The sequence below is a fragment of the Gordonia sp. 852002-50816_SCH5313054-c genome (assembly GCF_001665925.1).
In the GTDB taxonomy this organism is placed as follows: Bacteria; Actinomycetota; Actinomycetes; order Mycobacteriales; family Mycobacteriaceae; genus Gordonia; species Gordonia jacobaea.
The window spans coordinates 197,233-214,155 of sequence record NZ_LZTE01000034.1 but is presented as its reverse complement, the minus strand read 5'-3'; the positions used below and the strand labels follow the sequence as shown (position 1 = coordinate 214,155).

17 protein-coding genes are annotated in these 16,923 nt (G+C 66.7%); 4 read left to right on the top strand and 13 right to left on the bottom strand.

Annotated features, from left to right (window positions below):
- Positions 1-33 precede the first annotated feature (33 nt).
- Both rpsO and A5788_RS07010 read right to left on the bottom strand, forming a co-directional pair.
- Entirely contained in the window at positions 34-303 is a 270-nt protein-coding gene (gene rpsO / locus A5788_RS07015; RefSeq protein ID WP_005204469.1) for a 30S ribosomal protein S15, read from the bottom strand.
- 167 nt (positions 304-470) lie between these two features.
- Positions 471-1,445 (bottom strand): bifunctional riboflavin kinase/FAD synthetase, encoded by a 975-nt coding sequence (locus tag A5788_RS07010; RefSeq protein WP_039855079.1) that lies wholly within the window; start codon positions 1,443-1,445, stop codon positions 471-473.
- A 205-nt stretch (positions 1,446-1,650) separates the two neighbouring features.
- Between A5788_RS07010 and A5788_RS07005 the strand changes: the two genes are divergently transcribed.
- Positions 1,651-2,355, top strand: coding sequence for a metal-dependent transcriptional regulator (locus tag A5788_RS07005; RefSeq protein ID WP_005204465.1), 705 nt, complete (start codon positions 1,651-1,653; stop codon positions 2,353-2,355).
- Between the two features lie 39 nt (positions 2,356-2,394).
- Here the strand turns inward: A5788_RS07005 and truB are convergent, their stop codons facing one another.
- The 3 genes from truB to A5788_RS06990 are packed head-to-tail and all read right to left on the bottom strand — an operon-like array spanning position 2,395 to position 4,935.
- On the bottom strand, positions 2,395-3,294 hold the full coding sequence (gene truB / locus A5788_RS07000) for a tRNA pseudouridine(55) synthase TruB (protein ID WP_005204463.1): 900 nt from the start codon (positions 3,292-3,294) through the stop codon (positions 2,395-2,397).
- A 1-nt stretch (position 3,295) separates the two neighbouring features.
- Entirely contained in the window at positions 3,296-3,952 is a 657-nt protein-coding gene (locus A5788_RS06995; protein WP_064869890.1) for a 4'-phosphopantetheinyl transferase family protein, read from the bottom strand.
- Complete coding sequence (locus A5788_RS06990; RefSeq protein ID WP_005204458.1) at positions 3,949-4,935, bottom strand: metallophosphoesterase family protein; 987 nt, start codon at positions 4,933-4,935, stop codon at positions 3,949-3,951. Before A5788_RS06990 ends, A5788_RS06995 begins: the two co-directional genes overlap by 4 nt.
- Before the next feature lie 346 nt (positions 4,936-5,281).
- On the opposite strand from A5788_RS06990, the gene A5788_RS06985 reads away from it, so the two are divergent.
- Complete coding sequence (locus A5788_RS06985) at positions 5,282-5,773, top strand: hypothetical protein (RefSeq protein ID WP_141630825.1); 492 nt, start codon at positions 5,282-5,284, stop codon at positions 5,771-5,773.
- A 38-nt stretch (positions 5,774-5,811) separates the two neighbouring features.
- Here A5788_RS06985 and A5788_RS06980 read toward each other — a convergent pair whose 3' ends face one another.
- The 7 genes from A5788_RS06980 to rimP all read right to left on the bottom strand — a co-directional run bounded on the left by A5788_RS06980 (position 5,812) and on the right by rimP (position 13,831).
- Complete coding sequence (locus tag A5788_RS06980) at positions 5,812-7,134, bottom strand: MATE family efflux transporter (RefSeq protein WP_442902887.1); 1,323 nt, start codon at positions 7,132-7,134, stop codon at positions 5,812-5,814.
- 59 nt (positions 7,135-7,193) lie between these two features.
- Positions 7,194-8,153 carry a DHH family phosphoesterase gene (locus A5788_RS06975; protein ID WP_064869888.1) on the bottom strand — a complete coding sequence of 320 codons (960 nt, stop codon included), beginning with the start codon at positions 8,151-8,153 and terminating at the stop codon, positions 7,194-7,196.
- Positions 8,150-8,608 (bottom strand): 30S ribosome-binding factor RbfA, encoded by a 459-nt coding sequence (gene rbfA, locus A5788_RS06970; RefSeq protein ID WP_064869920.1) that lies wholly within the window; start codon positions 8,606-8,608, stop codon positions 8,150-8,152. Before rbfA ends, A5788_RS06975 begins: the two co-directional genes overlap by 4 nt.
- A gap of 153 nt (positions 8,609-8,761) precedes the next feature.
- Positions 8,762-11,578 carry a translation initiation factor IF-2 gene (gene infB, locus A5788_RS06965; protein ID WP_064869887.1) on the bottom strand — a complete coding sequence of 939 codons (2,817 nt, stop codon included), beginning with the start codon at positions 11,576-11,578 and terminating at the stop codon, positions 8,762-8,764.
- A 79-nt stretch (positions 11,579-11,657) separates the two neighbouring features.
- A complete protein-coding gene (locus A5788_RS23450; RefSeq protein WP_197494512.1) occupies positions 11,658-11,972 on the bottom strand; it encodes a YlxR family protein in 315 nt (104 codons plus the stop codon).
- Between the two features lie 157 nt (positions 11,973-12,129).
- A complete protein-coding gene (gene nusA / locus A5788_RS06955) occupies positions 12,130-13,173 on the bottom strand; it encodes a transcription termination factor NusA (protein ID WP_064869885.1) in 1,044 nt (347 codons plus the stop codon).
- Between the two features lie 112 nt (positions 13,174-13,285).
- A complete protein-coding gene (gene rimP, locus A5788_RS06950) occupies positions 13,286-13,831 on the bottom strand; it encodes a ribosome maturation factor RimP (RefSeq protein ID WP_064869884.1) in 546 nt (181 codons plus the stop codon).
- A 240-nt stretch (positions 13,832-14,071) separates the two neighbouring features.
- Between rimP and A5788_RS06945 the strand changes: the two genes are divergently transcribed.
- Together A5788_RS06945 and A5788_RS06940 are read left to right on the top strand one after the other, a co-directional pair.
- Positions 14,072-14,638 carry a hypothetical protein gene (locus tag A5788_RS06945; protein WP_049697121.1) on the top strand — a complete coding sequence of 189 codons (567 nt, stop codon included), beginning with the start codon at positions 14,072-14,074 and terminating at the stop codon, positions 14,636-14,638.
- Complete coding sequence (locus tag A5788_RS06940) at positions 14,635-15,069, top strand: ferritin-like domain-containing protein (protein ID WP_064869883.1); 435 nt, start codon at positions 14,635-14,637, stop codon at positions 15,067-15,069. The genes A5788_RS06945 and A5788_RS06940 overlap by 4 nt, the downstream gene beginning before the upstream one ends.
- A 59-nt stretch (positions 15,070-15,128) precedes the next feature.
- On the opposite strand, the gene A5788_RS06935 is transcribed toward A5788_RS06940, so the two are convergent.
- Complete coding sequence (locus tag A5788_RS06935; protein ID WP_064869882.1) at positions 15,129-16,859, bottom strand: proline--tRNA ligase; 1,731 nt, start codon at positions 16,857-16,859, stop codon at positions 15,129-15,131.
- Positions 16,860-16,923 lie beyond the last annotated feature (64 nt).

The following is a 16,923-nucleotide window of genomic DNA, read 5'->3' as shown; positions in this document are numbered from 1 at the left end:
CAGGGTCGCTCAGCGACCGCAGCTCGGGGTCGCTCAGCGACGCAGGCCGAGGCGCTCGATCAGCGAGCGGTAGCGTGCGATGTCGACCTTGGCGACGTACTTGAGCAGGCGGCGACGACGGCCGACGAGCAGCAGCAGACCACGACGGCTGTGGTGATCGTGCTTGTGCTCCTTGAGGTGCTCGGTGAGGTCGGTGATGCGCTTGGTCAGCAGCGCGACCTGAGCCTCGGGCGAGCCGGTGTCGGTCTCGTGGAGGCCGTACTCGGTGAGGATTTCTTTCTTCTGCTCGGCAGTCAATGCCATGGAGATACTCCTGTTGTTTCAGTCCCGCGTCATCTGTGACCAGCGGCAATCCCACCCGGGATCGTCAACGCTGATTCGGTGCGCCACCGCGGACTGCAGCGGCACCGACATGTCAGGCTACCAACCGCGCAGGTCCCAGCCCAAATCGCGCCAAAGCGCCCTGGGTCCTACGAGCCGCTCTGGGTCGCGGCGAGAATGCCTCGGGTCTTGTCGACGTCTCCGCTCATCGCGGTCAGCAGATCGTCGATGCTGTCGAAGTTCTCCATGCCGCGGATTCTGTCGACGAAGTCGACGGCGACGTGCTGACCGTAGAGGTCGGCCGTGGTGTCGAGGACGAATGCCTCGACAGTCCGCGTACGCCCGGAGAACGTCGGGTTGGTACCCACCGACACAGCCGCCTGGTAGCTCTCCCCCGGAATCACCTGGCCCACAACCGGTCCGGGTCCAAGAACCGTGAACCACGCGGCGTACACCCCGTCAGCCGGAATGGCCGCGTACATCGGCGGTGCGACATTGGCTGTGGGATAACCCAATTCGCGTCCACGTCCGTCACCGCGAACCACCACTCCCTCGACGCGGTGGGGCCGTCCGAGGGCTTCTGCCGCGCGCTCGACGTCGCCCGCAGCAACGCACGAGCGGATGTAGGTCGACGAGTAGGTCACCGCGTGCTCGCCGAACAGCGAGATGGCCTGCACCTCGAACCCGAAGCGCTGACCGAGCTCTGTGAGCTTCTCGACGTTGCCCGCGGCCTTCTTCCCGAAGGTGAAATTGGCACCGACCACCACTTCGGCGGCATGCAGGCTCTCGACGAGAACGTTGTGCGCGAAGTCCTTCGGAGAACGCGACGCCAGCTCGGGGGTGAACGGCATCACGCAGAAGACGTCGATTCCCAACTCCTCGGCCAACTCGGCCCGACGAGTCAGCGTCGTCAACTGTGGTGGGTGCGTTCCGGGGCGGACCACCTCGGCGGGGTGCGGGTCGAACGTCATCAACACCGACGGGATGCCACGCTCGGCCGCCGCGGAGGTCGCGGCGTGGATCAACTGCGCGTGCCCCCGGTGGACGCCGTCGAACACACCGATGGTGACCACACACCTGCCCCAATCCGCGGGCACCTCGTCCAGACCTCGCCATCGCAACACGCCGACAAGCCTACGGCGACCGACGCCGGTGAACCAGCACCCGCGCCCGCCCGATGCCGATCCGAACGCGCATCGTGAATCACGCACGTCCACACAGTGAATCGCGGCATGCCACCACACCAATGACAGTTGTCCATGCCGCGATGGCGCCGGGTTGGGTCGGCCACGGAGCTTCGGCGTAGGTAGGCGGGGCTAAGCTCGTTTCATGCCTCAAACCCGAGCTGCCGGTCCCGATACGTCCGTGGCCGAGTTGTCGACGGTCACCCAGGACTACCTCAAGGTCATCTGGACCAGCCAGGAGTGGGCCGAGGTCAAGGTGACCACCAAGATGCTCGCCGACAAGATGGGCGTATCGGCGTCGACGGCGTCGGAGGCCATCCGCAAACTCGCCGATCAGGGCCTCGTCTCACACGAGCGGTACGGCGCAGTCACCCTCACCGACGAGGGTCGGGCGGCCGCGGTGCTGATGGTGCGACGCCACCGTTTGATCGAGACATTCCTCGTCCGCGAACTCGGCTACGGGTGGGATGAGGTGCACGACGAGGCCGAGGTCCTCGAGCACGCGATGTCCGACCGCTTCATGGCGCGCCTCGACACGAAACTCGGTCATCCGGACCGCGACCCGCACGGCGACCCCATCCCGCGTGTCGACGGCTCGATACCCGCACCGGAGGCGTTCTCACTCGCCGATCTCGACACGGGTGAGGGCGGCAGAATCGCACGAATCTCCGATACCGATCCCGAGGTGCTCCGCTACTTCGACCAACTCGGAGTCGCTCTGGACTGCGTGGTCCACGTCTCCGAGAAACGCCCGTTCGCCGGCACGATCTCGATCTCGATCGACGGCGCCGAGCCGATCGTGCTCGGCGACATCGCCGCTCGCGCGATCTTCCTCGTCGCCGAGCACTGAACACGACGCACTGTCAGGAGCGCGTCAAGCCACGCGTCGCTATCGCAGCGTTGCCGGCCGCACGACCATCACAGAACTCGCCCGACGCCCCTTTTCCTGCACCAGCGCGATGGCCTGCCCGGCGGGGTCGACAACCACGTAGATGCCCTTGCGCCCGATCGGCGTCAACCACCGTCCCTGACTAATGGATTCGGCCTCGTCGTCGTCGATATCGCGGTGCGGGAAGGAGATCAGGGCGGCCTCGTCGATCGTGAGACTGAGCTCGGGACGCTCAGCCAACTGCTCGAGGGTCCGTGCGTGTTCCAATGTGAACGGGCCGACCGCGGTTCGACGCAGCGCGGTCAGGTGTCCCCCGACTCCGAGTGCCGCGCCGAGATCGCGTGCGAGAGAGCGGATGTAGGTTCCTGCGGAACAGTCGACGACGACGTCGAGGTCGACGAACTCCCCCTCGTCGCGTCGAGCCAACACGTCGAATCGCGAGACGGTGACCGGCCTCGCGGCGAGCTCGAACTCCTCGCCGGTCCGTGCCAGCGCGTGCGCGCGCCTGCCGTCGACCTTGATCGCGCTGACCTTGGCAGGCACCTGCTCGATGTCGCCGGTGAGTGTCGCGACCGTTGCCGCGATCTGCTCGTCGGTGATCGACGACGCGTCGGCGCTCGAGATGACCTCGCCCATACGGTCGTCGCTGTCGGTTGCGGCGCCCAGGCGGATGGTCGCGGTGTACGACTTGGTGGTCAGTGCGAGCAATCCGAGCAGTTTTGTCGCCCGCTCGACGCCGACCACGAGCACTCCGGTCGCCATCGGGTCGAGTGTGCCCGCATGGCCAACTCGTCTGGTGTTGAACAGCTTTCGGCAACGAGAGACGACGTCGTGACTCGTGATGCCCTCATTCTTGTCGACGATGACCAATCCGGCGTTCTCGATCGATGAGTCGGCCACGTCAGCTCATCACGATCGTCGTGGTGATGTAGCCGTCGTCGACCAGCCAGCGCCCGGAGAACTCGGTGATCGGTGTTCCCCCGTCGATGACCGAGCCGTCGATCAGGATTCGGGAGCGGAAGGTCCCCATATTCTCCGCGGTCTGCTCGAACGTGATGTGGGCATCCTCGAAGCCGAGCCAGCGTTGGGTCAGCGGAAACCATGCCTTGTAGGTTGTCTCCTTGGCGCAGAACAGAAGTCGATCCCAGTGCAGCCCCGACGGCCGCTGTGCGATGACGTTACGTTCGGCAGGAATGCTGGTGTGCTCGAGCACGCCGTCGGGCAGCACGTCGTGCGGCTCGGCGTCGATTCCCAGTGTCCTGACGCCCATCGCGTACGCGACGATGGCGGCACGATATCCGTCGCAGTGCGTCAGGCTGCCCACGATCTGGTTCGGCCACAACGGCATTCCCTTGTCGCCGCGCATGATCGGCGTCGGCTCGATCCCGAGCTGTCCGAGCGCCTGACGGGCGCAGTGACGCGCCGTGATGAATTCACGACGACGCTTCTCGACGGCGCGCGAGATCAGCGATTCCTCGGCGGGCATCGGCTCGAGACCCGGTGGGTCGCCGAAGGATTCGGCGGAGGCGACGCCAGGTGGGAGGAGTCGTTCGATCACTTGTCGCCCTCCTGACCTGAGCTCGTCTGACCCGAGCTTCGCTGTGCTCGACGCTGCGCCACGCGTTCGGCGAACTCGCGGGCACGCTCGGCGTAATCCGGCGGCAGGTTGAAGCGCGCGCCGTGATCGGGTAGATCCTGTTCGCGCACACCGGGATCGGGTGCGATCTGACGTAGCAGCGGTTCGGGTAGGCCGCGTCGCTTCCACTCGCGCGGGTATCCGACCGACACCTCCTCGAACCGCACGTCGTCGTACCAGGTGGTGCGCGGGATGTGCAGATGTCCGTAGACGCTGCATGTGGCGTTGAACCGCGTGTGCCAGTCGGCGGTGAGTTCACTGCCGCACCACAGTGCGAATTCGGGGTAGAACAGCGCGTCGGTCGGTTCGCGCCGCAGCGGCCAGTGATTGATCAGGATGGTCTTCTCTGCCGGGTCGAGTGCCTCGAGACGCTTGCGCGTCGACTCGATGCGCGCCCTCCCCCACGCGTCCCGGGTCGGGTACGGCTCGGCGGACAGCAAGAACTCGTCTGTCGCCACCACGTTGCGTTCCCGTGCGACAGCGAGCGCCTGCAGCGCCGTCGAGGTGCCCTCCGGGCGGAACGTGTAGTCGTAGAGCAGAAACATCGGCACGACGCGGACGGGTTCGCTGCCATCGCCCGCGTCGAACAGCGGGTAGATGTCTTCCGGCGTGACCACCCCGATGTCGCGGCACGCCTGGACGAGGTAGTCGTAGCGCGCGACACCGAAGATCTGCAGCGGGTCCTTGGCGGTGGTGTAGAGCTCGTGGTTGCCCGGCACCCAGATCACCGTGTCGAATCGAGCCTTGAGTCGACGCAGGGTGTCGATGATGTCGTCGGTACGTTCGGACACGTCGCCCGCGACGATCAGCCAGTCGTCGGGAGCCGACGGTCGAATCTGGTCGACGATGCTCTCGTTGCCGCGGTGCGCGACGTGAAGATCGCTGATCGCCCAGAGTGTAGCCACGAGGATCCATCGTGCCAGATGGCCGCGGCGCCACTGTTTTCAACCGAATGAATCACCGGTGACCCACTCGATGTTGCGTTCCACCTTGTGTCAGGATGCGCACGTGTATCCGAGCCAACCCCAGCCGCCTATTGCACAACCACCTGGTCATTCCTACCAGCCCCCGTACCCGATGTACCCGCCACGCCGCCCCGCCCGCACACCTCTCGGCGACCGCGGCCCGTGGTGGGCACAAGCCCTGGTCAGCGCAGCGATCGGCGGATTCTTCTTTGTTGTGAGCTGCGCGCTCCAAATCGCTCTGAGTGAGTTCGGGTTGCACGATTGGTGGAGATTCAGCGTCTGGACGTTGGCAGCCCTGCTATACATGGGCGTCCTCGCCGTGTGGGCCCGATCCACTCCGCAACGAATCCTCGGTCCCGGCGCCGCCTTGGTGCTCCTGGGATTGCAACGTGTACTCGACGCACTGTGGGCTATCTCCGGCCCACGCCTCTACTCGGGCTGGACCTACGCCGAATTCGAATGGTGGTACAGCGCCAATAACGGACTCGTCATTCTTGGCGTCGTGGTGGGGTGGTCACTCGCACGCAGAAGAACTGCCTTCGCGTTGATCGGCATCATCCCGGCGCTCGCGCTCAGCGCGGCGGGGGGATGGATCGAGCAGGCAATCCACTATCCGAAGTCGTACATAACTGCGTCGCTTCTCGACGGCGTCGTATTCATAGGCTTTTGTGTGCTCGGCATCCTCAGTGTCTGGGCCTGCGACGGAATCGGCCTCGCCATCCGACGCGGACGCACTCAGAGCAGACCGCGACCTGCGTACCCACAGCCCGGCTACTGAGTGGACGCCGCGCGACGCATCGACATTGGTGCCGTCGATCAACCGCGCTCGTGTCCGACCCGCTGCCACCGGCCCGACCGAATCCGCCACACGACGGTCAGCATGCGAATCACCATGAACACCACGAGGCCGGTCCAGATGCCGGCCAACCCCCAGTCGAACGCCAACGACAGCCAGATCAGCGGTAAGAATCCGACGAGCGCTGCCACCAACGTCGCAGTCCTCAGGTAGGCAGCGTCACCGCTGCCCAGGAGCACGCCGTCGAGCGCGAACACGACACCCGCGATCGGCAGCATGGCGACAAAGAACCACCAGGGCGTGCCGATGGCGTCAAGCACACGGGCATCGCTGGTGAACAGCCGCGGCAGCACACCGGCGCCGAGGGCAAAGACGCCTGCCATTGCCGACGCAGCCACCACCGAGACGACGGTCACCCGGCGGGCCACGTTCTGCGCCGCCGTGACCGCACCCGCCCCGAGCGCGGCACCGACCAACGCCTGGGCCGCGATGGCCACCGAGTCGAGGAACAGCGACATGAACTCCCACAGTTGAAGTGTCAACTGATGAGCAGCGACAGCGGCCACCCCGAAACGTGCGGCAACGGCAGCCGCCGAGAGGAAGCACACCTGGAACGAGAGGCTGCGCGCAACGAGGTCGCGCGCCATCACGAGTTGCGCTCTGATCACGGCCCATCGAGGACGTAGCGCGCGCCGCCCGCCGTCGGGAAGCACCTCACGGAGGAGTCGCACCGCGAACAGCAGACCGGTGATCGACTGTCCGACGACGTTGGCAACTGCACTTCCCTGCAAGCCGAGCCGCGGGAAGAACCACAGCCCGTGAACCAGCCCAACCAGCAGAACCGCCCCGATCGACAACCCGATCACGACGTACACGACCGGTCGACGGGTCTCCTGGACGCCACGCATCCAGCCGTTGCCCGCCATCGACACAAGAATGAGCGGCACGCCGAAGCATGCGATTCGCAACCACGACGTCGCTTCCGCCGCAACGTGACTCGAATCCGGACCCGACGTGCCGACTATGAGTCGCATCACCCACGGCGCGAGCGGATAGATCACGGCGACGATCACCGCACCGACGCCGAGCGCGAGCCACGTCGCCTGCACGCCCTCTCCCACCGCGCCCACGCGATCGCCCGCGCCGAAGCGCCGAGCCGACCGCGCGGTTGTCCCGTACGAGAGAAAGGTGAGCTGGGTGCTGATCACGGAGAGCACCAGAGCGCCGACGCCGAGCGCGGCCAGTTCGTCGCCGCCGAGGCGTCCCACGACGGCGAGGTCGAGGAGTAGATACAGCGGCGGCGCGGTCAGCACCGCGAGCGCCGACACCGACAACACGGCGATGCGGCGTATCCCCGTGTCCGGGGCGCTCGCCTGGGCGTCGGCCTGTCGGGCGGGCTCGGTCAGAGCAACCCCACCAGCCGGTCGACGACCTCAGACGCGCTCCCGGTATCGCTGTACCCGGAGGCGTGTCGATGTCCGCCGCCGCCGAGCGCGCGTGCGATCGGAACCAGATCGACCGAGGCCTTCGACCGCAACGAGACCGTCCAACTCGTCGGTTCGATCTCCTTGAACACCGCCGCGATCTCGGCGCCTGCCGTGGTTCGCACGATATCGATGATGCTCTCGGACTCTTCCCAGCTCATGCCGACCATCGCGTCGTGATCGACGACGGCGTAGACGAGTCCCGCACCGTCGGCTGCTTCCGGGACGAACGTCGCCGAAGCCAACACCCCGGCCACCATGGACAGCCACGAGAAGGGGTGGGTGTCGAACAGCGCCCGACTCCACCGTCGACCGTCGACTCCGCTGTCGAGCAGTCGCGCCGCGACCCGAAACGAGTCGGGGCGCGCCCATTTGAACGATCCCGTATCTGTCGCGAGACCCGCGTACAGGCACGTCGCGATGTCGGCGTTCAGCGGAACGTCGAGTTCGTCGATGAGTCGCAGGACGAGCACCGCGGTGCAGTCGGCGTCGGGGTCGACGAAGTCGAGGTCACCGAAACCCCCGTTGGACATGTGATGATCGACGACGACCGATGTGACCGCACGCTCGAAGACTGCGGCCAGTTCGCCGAGCCGATCAGGTCCGGCGGCGTCGACCGACACCGTCACGTCGTGGCCTTTGAGTACATCGGGTTCGACGAGCAGATCCCGCGCCCCCGGCAGGTCGCGCAGGGCAACGGGCAGGCTCTCGGGACCGGGATAGGACACCTCGACGTCGAGGCCGCGTGTCTTCAACGCCAGCCCCAGCGCGAGTCCACTACCGATGGTGTCTGCGTCGGGTCGCACATGGCAGAGAATCGTCACCGCCGATGCCCCACCGAGGGCATCTGCGATCGCCGCAGTGGAGGCAGTGGTCACCCGCGTGAACCGTCCTCGCTGTCTTCGTCCTTGCTTCGATACGGATCCGCGTCACCGGCGGGTTGCGCTTCCTTCGCCTGACGCGCGACGAGCTCGTCGTTGGCACGTGCGCGTGCCACGAGTTCTTCCATGTGCCGCGCGGCGTCGGGAACGGTGTCGAGGACAAAACTCAATGTCGGGGTGAAGCGCACGCCTGTTCCGGCGCCGACCTTCGAGCGGAGAATCCCGGTCGCCTTGGCGAGTCCCGCGGCAGCGGCCTCGTAGTCGGGTTCGGCGTCGATCGATTCGCCCATGACGGTGTAGAAGACCGTCGCGTCGTGCAGGTCGTTGGTCACCTTGGTATCGGTGATCGTGACGTGGGCCAGCCGCGGGTCCTTGATGTCGTGGGCGATCGACGACGCCACGATCGACGAGATCCGCTTGGCCATTCGCTGTGCCCGTGCCGGGTCAGCCATGGGATGTCCTTCCTCCAGAATCGAACCAGCGAGAATCGAACCACTGAGAATCGAACCACGCACTGTGAATGAGGAACGTACTCCCCTTCCGGGGCCGTCGAGCACCTAGTGCCCTCAGGCCCCGGAAGGGGAGCGTGTTCGACGATCCGCGCGTCAGTCGCGCGGCTTCTCCTGCAACTCGTAGCTCTCGATGACGTCGTCGACCTTGATGTCGCTGTACGTCAGCGTGAGACCACATTCGTAGCCTTCGCGAACCTCGGTGACGTCGTCCTTCTCGCGTCGCAGCGACGAGATCGTGAGATTCTCGGCGACCACCACGTTGTCGCGCAGCAGACGAGCCTTCGCGTTGCGGCGGATGAGACCGGACTGCACCAGGCAACCGGCGATGTTGCCGACCTTCGAGCTCTTGAAGATGGCGCGGATCTCGGCGCGGCCGAGTTCCACCTCTTCGTAGATCGGCTTGAGCATGCCCTTGAGCGCGCTCTCGATCTCGTCGATGGCCTGGTAGATCACCGAGTAGTACCGGATGTCGACGCCCTCGCGGTTGGCGAGCTCTGTGGCCTTGCCCTCCGCACGGACGTTGAAGCCGATGATGATCGCATCCGACGCCGCAGCCAGGTTGACGTTGGTCTCCGTCACGCCACCGACACCACGGTCGATGACGCGCAGCGACACCTCATCGCCCATGTCGATACCGAGCAGCGCCTCTTCGAGCGCTTCGACGGTACCTGCGTTGTCGCCCTTGAGGATCAGGTTCAGCTGGCTGGTTTCCTTCAGCGCCGAATCGAGGTCCTCGAGGCTGATCCGCTTGCGGCTACGTGCGGCCAACGCATTGCGCTTGCGCGCGTTGCGCCGGTCGGCGATCTGCCGGGCGGTGCGATCTTCTTCGACGACGAGCAGGTTGTCACCTGCACCCGGCACCGACGTGAAGCCGATGACCTGGACGGGTCGCGAAGGCAGAGCCTCGTTGACGTCGTCGCCGTGCTCGTCGACCATGCGTCGCACACGACCGTAGGCATCGCCTGCCACCACGGAGTCGCCGACTCGCAGCGTTCCGCGCTGGACCAGCACTGTCGCCACAGGTCCGCGACCGCGGTCGAGGTGCGCCTCGATGGCGACACCCTGAGCGTCCATGTCGGGGTTGGCACGCAGATCGAGCGACGCGTCGGCAGTCAGCAGCACCGCTTCGAGCAACTGCTCGATGTTGGTGCCCTGCTTGGCCGAGATGTCGACGAACATCGTGTCGCCGCCGTACTCCTCGGGGATCAGCCCGTATTCGGTGAGCTGGCCGCGGATCTTCGACGGATCGGCGCCTTCCTTGTCGATCTTGTTGACCGCGACCACGATCGGCACATCTGCTGCCTGCGCGTGGTTCACGGCCTCCACCGTCTGCGGCATGACGCCGTCGTCGGCGGCGACCACGAGGATCGCGATGTCGGTCGACTTGGCACCGCGGGCACGCATGGCGGTGAACGCCTCGTGACCCGGGGTATCGATGAACGTGATCAGTCGATCGTCGCCGTTGAGGTGCGTATTCACCTGGTAGGCACCGATGTGCTGGGTGATGCCACCGGCCTCGCCCTCGCGCACGTTCTCCTTACGGATGGTGTCGAGCAGGCGGGTCTTGCCGTGGTCGACGTGACCCATGACGGTGACCACCGGCGGACGCTGTTCGAGATCCTCTTCGCCGCCCTCGTCCTCACCGTAGGAGAGATCGAAGCTCTCGAGGAGCTCGCGGTCTTCGTCCTCCGGGCTGACGACCTGGACGTTGTAGTTCATCTCGGAGCCGAGCAGCTCCAGCGTCTCGTCGTTGACCGACTCGGTCGCCGTGACCATCTCGCCGAGGTTGAACAGCGCCTGGACCAGCGATGCCGGGTTGGCGTCGATCTTGTCGGCGAAGTCGGACAGCGAGGCGCCGCGGGCGAGACGGATCGTCTCACCGTTGCCGCGCGGCAGCCTGACGCCACCGACGGCCGGAGCCTGCATCGAGTCGTACTCTTGCCGCTTCTGACGCTTGGACTTGCGACCCTTGCGGGGTGCACCACCCGGACGTCCGAACGCACCGGCTGCGCCACCACGACCGCGACCGCCGCCACCGGGGCGTCCGCGGAAACCTCCGGGAGGACCTCCCGGTGCTCCGCCGGGCGCGCCTCCGCCGCCACCGCGATAGCCTCCGCCACCGCCGCCACCGCGACCGCCTGGTCCGCCGCCGCGGCCTGGTCGGCCTGCGTCGGGACGTGCCGCACGACTGGGCATGGCACCCGGGTTCGGGCGAGGGGGCATGTTGCCCGGGTTCGGGCGAGGTCCGCCCTGACCCGGTGCGGGACGTGCTCCGGCGCCGCCGGGACCGGGGCGTCCTGCACCCTGACCTGGTCGGCCCTGTGTCGGACGTCCGCCACCCGGGCGGGGTCCGCCCTGGCCGGGTCCGGGACGTGGTGCCGCCGGGCGCGGAGCTGGTGCGGGAGCAGACGAATACGGATTGTTTCCGACGCGAGGCGCACGCGGACCGGGCTTGGGCCCGGGACGTGGACTCGTCGGCGCCGGCGCGGAAGCCTGAGCTGCCGCGGGCGTCGGCTTCTGTGCCGGCGCCGGGGTGGGCGCGGCGGCAGGTGCCGGGGTGGCTGCAGGCGCGGGCGCCGGTGCCGACTGTGCGGCAGCAGGCGTCGGTGCTGGTGCAGGTTTCGGAGCCCCCGGCTTGGGGCCGGGGCGAGCTGCGCCGGGCTTGGGCGCAGCAGAGTTGTCACGAGCCGCGGCACCCGGCTTGGGTGCTGCCGACTTCGTGGAGTCGTTCTTGGTTGCTCCCCCGTTAGCTGCGGGGAAGGATTCGCGGAGTCGGCGGGCCACGGGGGCCTCGACGGTCGACGACGCGGATTTGACGAACTCGCCCTGTTCTTTGAGACGTTCGAGCACTTGCTTGCTCGTCACGCCAAGTTCCTTGGCCAGTTCATGCACGCGGGCTTTGCCTGCCACTGCTCTCCTCACTTGGAGGCCGAGCGGCTTGCCCGCCACGGCCTCGGATTACGTCCGATACGTGCTCATCGTGGTGACTTCACGGTGTGCTCATGTCTTCTGCTACCTGTTCTGGCCCGTTAGGGCCGCTCTCGTCCGTGCTGTCTCCCGAGCGGGTGTACAGCACTTCTTTGAGGTCGGACTGGTCTACGACCAGTCCCGGACTCCTCAGCGCCCGGGCAAACGCATGGCGTCGAACCGCGGCGGACACGCAGTCCGCCATCGGATGCAGCCAAGCACCTCGCCCAGGCATGGTCTTCGCGGTGTCGACCGCGATCCTCGGGCCGCTCGCGCCGGTGACGACGACACGGACCAGATCTGCGATGCCGGCTCGTTGCCGACATCCCAGACACATACGGATCGGACCTTGCGGAGAATGACTCTCGGAAGAATCGTTCCGCGGACCGGACCGGTCACCACCATCGGAAGCGTGTCCACAGGGGGCGGCCGGCCGCATTCGCGTGACCATCGATCAGTCTAGCGCGCCGAGCACCGAACTGGACAACCGGACCTCATGACGCGCGTCCGGTGCCCGGCCCGCCCGCCTGTCCGGCGGGTGCACCGGGAGCGTCGTCGGCGTCGGAACGGATGTCGATTCGCCAACCCGTCAGTCGAGCGGCCAGGCGAGCGTTCTGACCTTCCTTACCGATCGCGAGCGAGAGCTGATAGTCGGGCACCACGACACGCGCGGCTTTCTGTGCGGCGTCGACGACCTCCACCGAGACGACCTTCGCAGGCGACAGTGCGTTGCCGACGAACACGGCGGGATCGGTGTCGTAGTCGATGATGTCGACCTTCTCGCCGGACAACTCGCTCATCACGTTGCGCACGCGCTGCCCCATCGGACCGATGCACGCGCCCTTGGCGTTGAGTCCGCTGACACCGGTGTGCACGGCGATCTTGGAGCGGTGACCCGCCTCGCGCGCCACGGCGACGATCTCGACCGATCCGTCCTCGATCTCGGGGACCTCGAGGGCGAACAGTTTGCGGACCAGGTTCGGATGCGTTCGCGACAGCGTGATCTGCGGCCCACGCGGGCCCCGCGAGACCCCGACGACGTAGCACTTGATGCGCTCACCGTGTTTGTAGCTCTCCCCTGGCACCTGCTCAGCGGGCGGGATGACTCCCTCCGCACTGTTGGCGTCGCTACCGATCTGCACGACGATCATGCCGCGTGCGTTGGCGCGGGCGTCCTGCTGGACGACGCCGCCGACGATCTCGCCCTCGTGGGTGACGAAATCGCCGAAGTTCTTCTCGTTCTCCGCGTCACGCAGACGCTGGAGGATGACCTGGCGGGCGGTGGTGGCCGCGATCCGGCCGAATCCCTCGGGGGTGTCGTCGTACTCGTGGACGACGGTGCCGTCCTCGTCGACCTCCTGGGCCATCACCCGGACCGCCCCGCTCTTGCGATTGACGTCGATGCGCGCGTGCGGCGCGAACCCGTCGGTGTGGCGGTATGCGGTGAGCAACGCGGTCTCGATGGCGGTGATGACGGTGTCGATCGAGATTCCCTTGTCGGCCTCGATCATGCGCAGTGCATTGATGTCGATGTTCATTGGGCGCTCCTATTCACTTGTCGGCTGCTATGGAATTTTTCGGCTGTGTCGTTCGGTTCTGAAGTCAGTTTTCGTCGCCCCGGGTTGTGTCGTCGGCTGCGTTGTCGAGTCGCTACGAGGTGACGGTGTCGCGACGTTGCGCGATCTGTTCGTCGTCGAGGCCGCACAATCGCAGTTCGGCGACTCCCGGCCGCGAGAAGTCGACGTCGACCACGGCGCGTGTGACCGCGTCGAGCTCGACGGCGCGGACCCGGAAACGCCCACGGTCGTTGCTCACGATGTCGACCTGGCCGTCGTGTAGCGGTCCGACCCTGCCGGCGACACGGGCAGGCCCGTCGTCGTCCACGAGATCGATGAGCACCTTGCGTCCGGCAGCGCGACGCCACTGGCGTTCGGTCGTGAGCGGCCTGTCGACGCCGGGTGAGGTGACCTCGAGCGTGTCGATGTCGGAGTAGGCGGGATCGGCGTCGAGCGCGTCCGACAGTTCGCGACTGAGGTCGGCGAGCTCGTCGAGAGAACCTCCCCCGTCCCGATCGACGATCACGACGACAGCGCCGCCGTCCGCACCCTGGGTGACCGAGACGTCTTCGACGTCGAATCCACGGTCGGCGACAAAGGTGTCGACGAGTGTGCGGAGTTGTCGTGTATCGATGCTCATTGCTCCCCTCACTCCTCGTCTTCGCTTGCCGCGCAGCGTGTTCAGTTGCGGTCGTCAGTTGCGTCCGTAGCCATCGGTTGGCTTTTGAGACGATTGCTCTGCCGCATCCGACGGCACCCCATTCTAGTCGATATTCGACCCTCTCCCGACCACCTTGCGACCGGCCTCGGACTCGGCAGGCTACTTCAAGCCGCCGGACCGCTCGCGGCCCATGCGGCGCCCGTGTGTCGGGCTGGCATCATGTGTCGGGTGAAGCCAGCAGCCACCGATGTACTCGACGCCGTGGATCGTCGCACCGTCTTGCGAGGCGGCCTCGCGCTCGGTGCCGGAGCACTCGTGATCGGCGCATCGAGCGCATGCGACAGCGGCCCGACGCCCAATGAGATCACCGCAACCGCCCTGCTCCCCCTGGCCAAGGCCGCCCGCTCCGACGCTGCGGCAGCACGTTCCCTCGCCCCTCGCCTTCCGACCTACAGCGCGGCGCTCGGAGTGATCGCCGAGCAGCGCGACGCCCACGCGACCGCACTCTCGCAGGAAGTCCAACGCCTCGACTCCGACACGGCCAACCAGTTGTCTGCCGCACCGTCGGCATCCGCGACCCCAGGCTCGACCGGTGCGGGTGCGTCGTCGACGTCCACACCGGAGTCGTCGTCGACAGCGGGCACGCTCGACGAGCTGCGCTCGGCGCTGCGTGCGTCGACCCGCACAGCACACGACGCCGCGATCTCACTGAAGGGCTACTCGGCAGGACTGGCCGGGTCGGTCAGCGCTTCGATCGCAACACTCGTGGAGGTGCAGCTCGCATGACCGCCACGACCGACGCTCTGGCCGCGGCGACGCAGGCCGAGAATGCCGCGATCTTCACATACGGAGTCACGACGGCCTTCGTGTCCGCGACTCGACGCACCACTGTCGCCGACTACACCGCCGCCCACCGCGCCGCGCGAGACGCCCTGAACGCCGCCATCTTGGCAGGGGGCGCGACGCCACCCGACATGGCCCCCGGGTACACCTTGCCGGTGCAGGTCACCGACCCCACCAGTGCCGCCCGCGCCGCGCTGGCTGCCGAAAATGACTGCGCCACGGCGTATCGCTCCGCGCTCGAGCGAGCCGACTCCGAATCAGCGCGCCGCCTCGCCGTCGACCAACTCACCGACTGCGCGCAGCGAGCAGCCACCTGGCGTGCCGCGCTCGGCGAACGGCCGGTGACCGTCGCGTTCCCGGGCCAGCCGCAGTAGTCCGAGCGGCCGTAATAGACCCCCAGCCGCAATAGGTCCGAGGGGCCCGCCGCGGGAAGCTACCCGCGCACCGCAGCGACGATCGCCGATACCGCGTTGTCGACCGGCACCTCAGCGCTCTCGCCGGTGAAGCGGTCGCGGACCTCGACGACGCCGTTGGCGTAGCCGCGGCCCACCACGACGACGATGGGCATGCCGAGCAGTTCGGCGTCCTTGAACTTGACGCCGGGCGACGACTTGCGGTCGTCGAGCAGTACGTCGAGACCCTCGGCGTCGAGTTCCTCGGCCAGCGACGTCGCGCCGCCGATCGCGGCCTCGTCCTTGTTGGCGATCACCAGGTGCACGTCGTAGGGCGCGACCTCTGCCGGCCAGCGCAATCCCTTGTCGTCGTGCTGCTGCTCGGCAATCACCGCGACGAGGCGTGACACGCCGACGCCGTAGGACCCCATGGTCAGGCGGACCGGCTTTCCGCTTTCGCCGAGAACATCCACCTCGAAGGCGTTGGTGTACTTCTGCCCCAGCTGGAAGATGTGACCGATCTCGATGCCCTTCGCGGCCACCAGCGGCCCCTTGCCGTCCGGCGAGAGGTCGCCGTCGAGGATTTCGGCGGCCTCGATCGTCCCGTCCGGCGTGAAGTCGCGCCCGGCGACGAGTCCGACGACGTGCCGGTTGGGCTGGTCGGCACCCGTGATCCACGCAGTGCCGTCGACGACGCGCGGATCGACGAGATAGCGAACGCCGTTCTCCTGCAGCGCTTTTGGCCCGATGTAGCCCTTCACCAGGAACGCGTTGGCCGTGAAGTCGGCCTCGGTGAGCAGCTCGACTTCGGCAGGCTCCAACGACGCCTCGAGCCGCTTGAAGTCGACCTCGCGATTACCCGGAACGCCGATGCCGAGCAACTCCCACTCGCCTCCGGGTTCGCGGACCTTGACCATCACGTTCTTGAGTGTGTCCGCGGCGTCGAACGTCCCGTCGAGGGTCTCGTTGGCCCAGGCCACGAGCGTCTCGATCGTCGTGGTGTCGGGGGTCTCGTGAACCTGCGCGGCTGCGAGCCCGTCGAACGGAATCGATTCGGGCGCAGGAGTGACGACGGCTTCCACATTGGCCGCGTAGCCCGACTCCACGCATCGCACGAACGTGTCCTCGCCGACCTCGCTCTCGGCGAGGAACTCCTCCGAGGCACTGCCGCCCATCGCGCCGGACGTCGCGGCGACGATGACGTATCGCACCGCGAGCCGCGCGAAGATGCGCTGGTAGGCGTCACGGTGCGCGATGTAGGAGGCCTTGAGTCCGTCGTCGTCGAGGTCGAACGAGTACGAGTCCTTCATGACGAATTCGCGTCCACGCAGGATGCCTGCGCGCGGACGTTCCTCGTCGCGGTACTTGGTCTGGATCTGATAGAGGATGACCGGCAGATCCTTGTACGACGAGTACTCACTCTTGACCAGTTGCGCGAAGATCTCCTCGTGCGTCGGACCGAGGAGCATGTCGGTGCCCTTGCGGTCCTTCACACGAAACAGGTTGTCGCCGTACTCGGTCCAGCGGGCAGTCGTCTCGTACGGTTCACGCGGTAGCAGCGCGGGCAGCAGGATCTCCTGCGCACCAATCGAGTTCATCTCCTCGCGCACGATGTTCTCGACCGCCCTGAGCACACGCAGTCCCAGGGGGAGCCAGCTGTACACGCCCGGCGCGACACGCCGAACATATCCAGCGCGAACAAGCAGCTTGTGGCTGGGAACCTCGGCGTCTGCCGGGTCATCGCGCAGCGTACGCAGGAACAGCGTCGACATCCGTGTGATCACGGTCGATCAGTCTAGTCGGCCACCGCACACGGTTTTCGGTCCCGTCCGCATG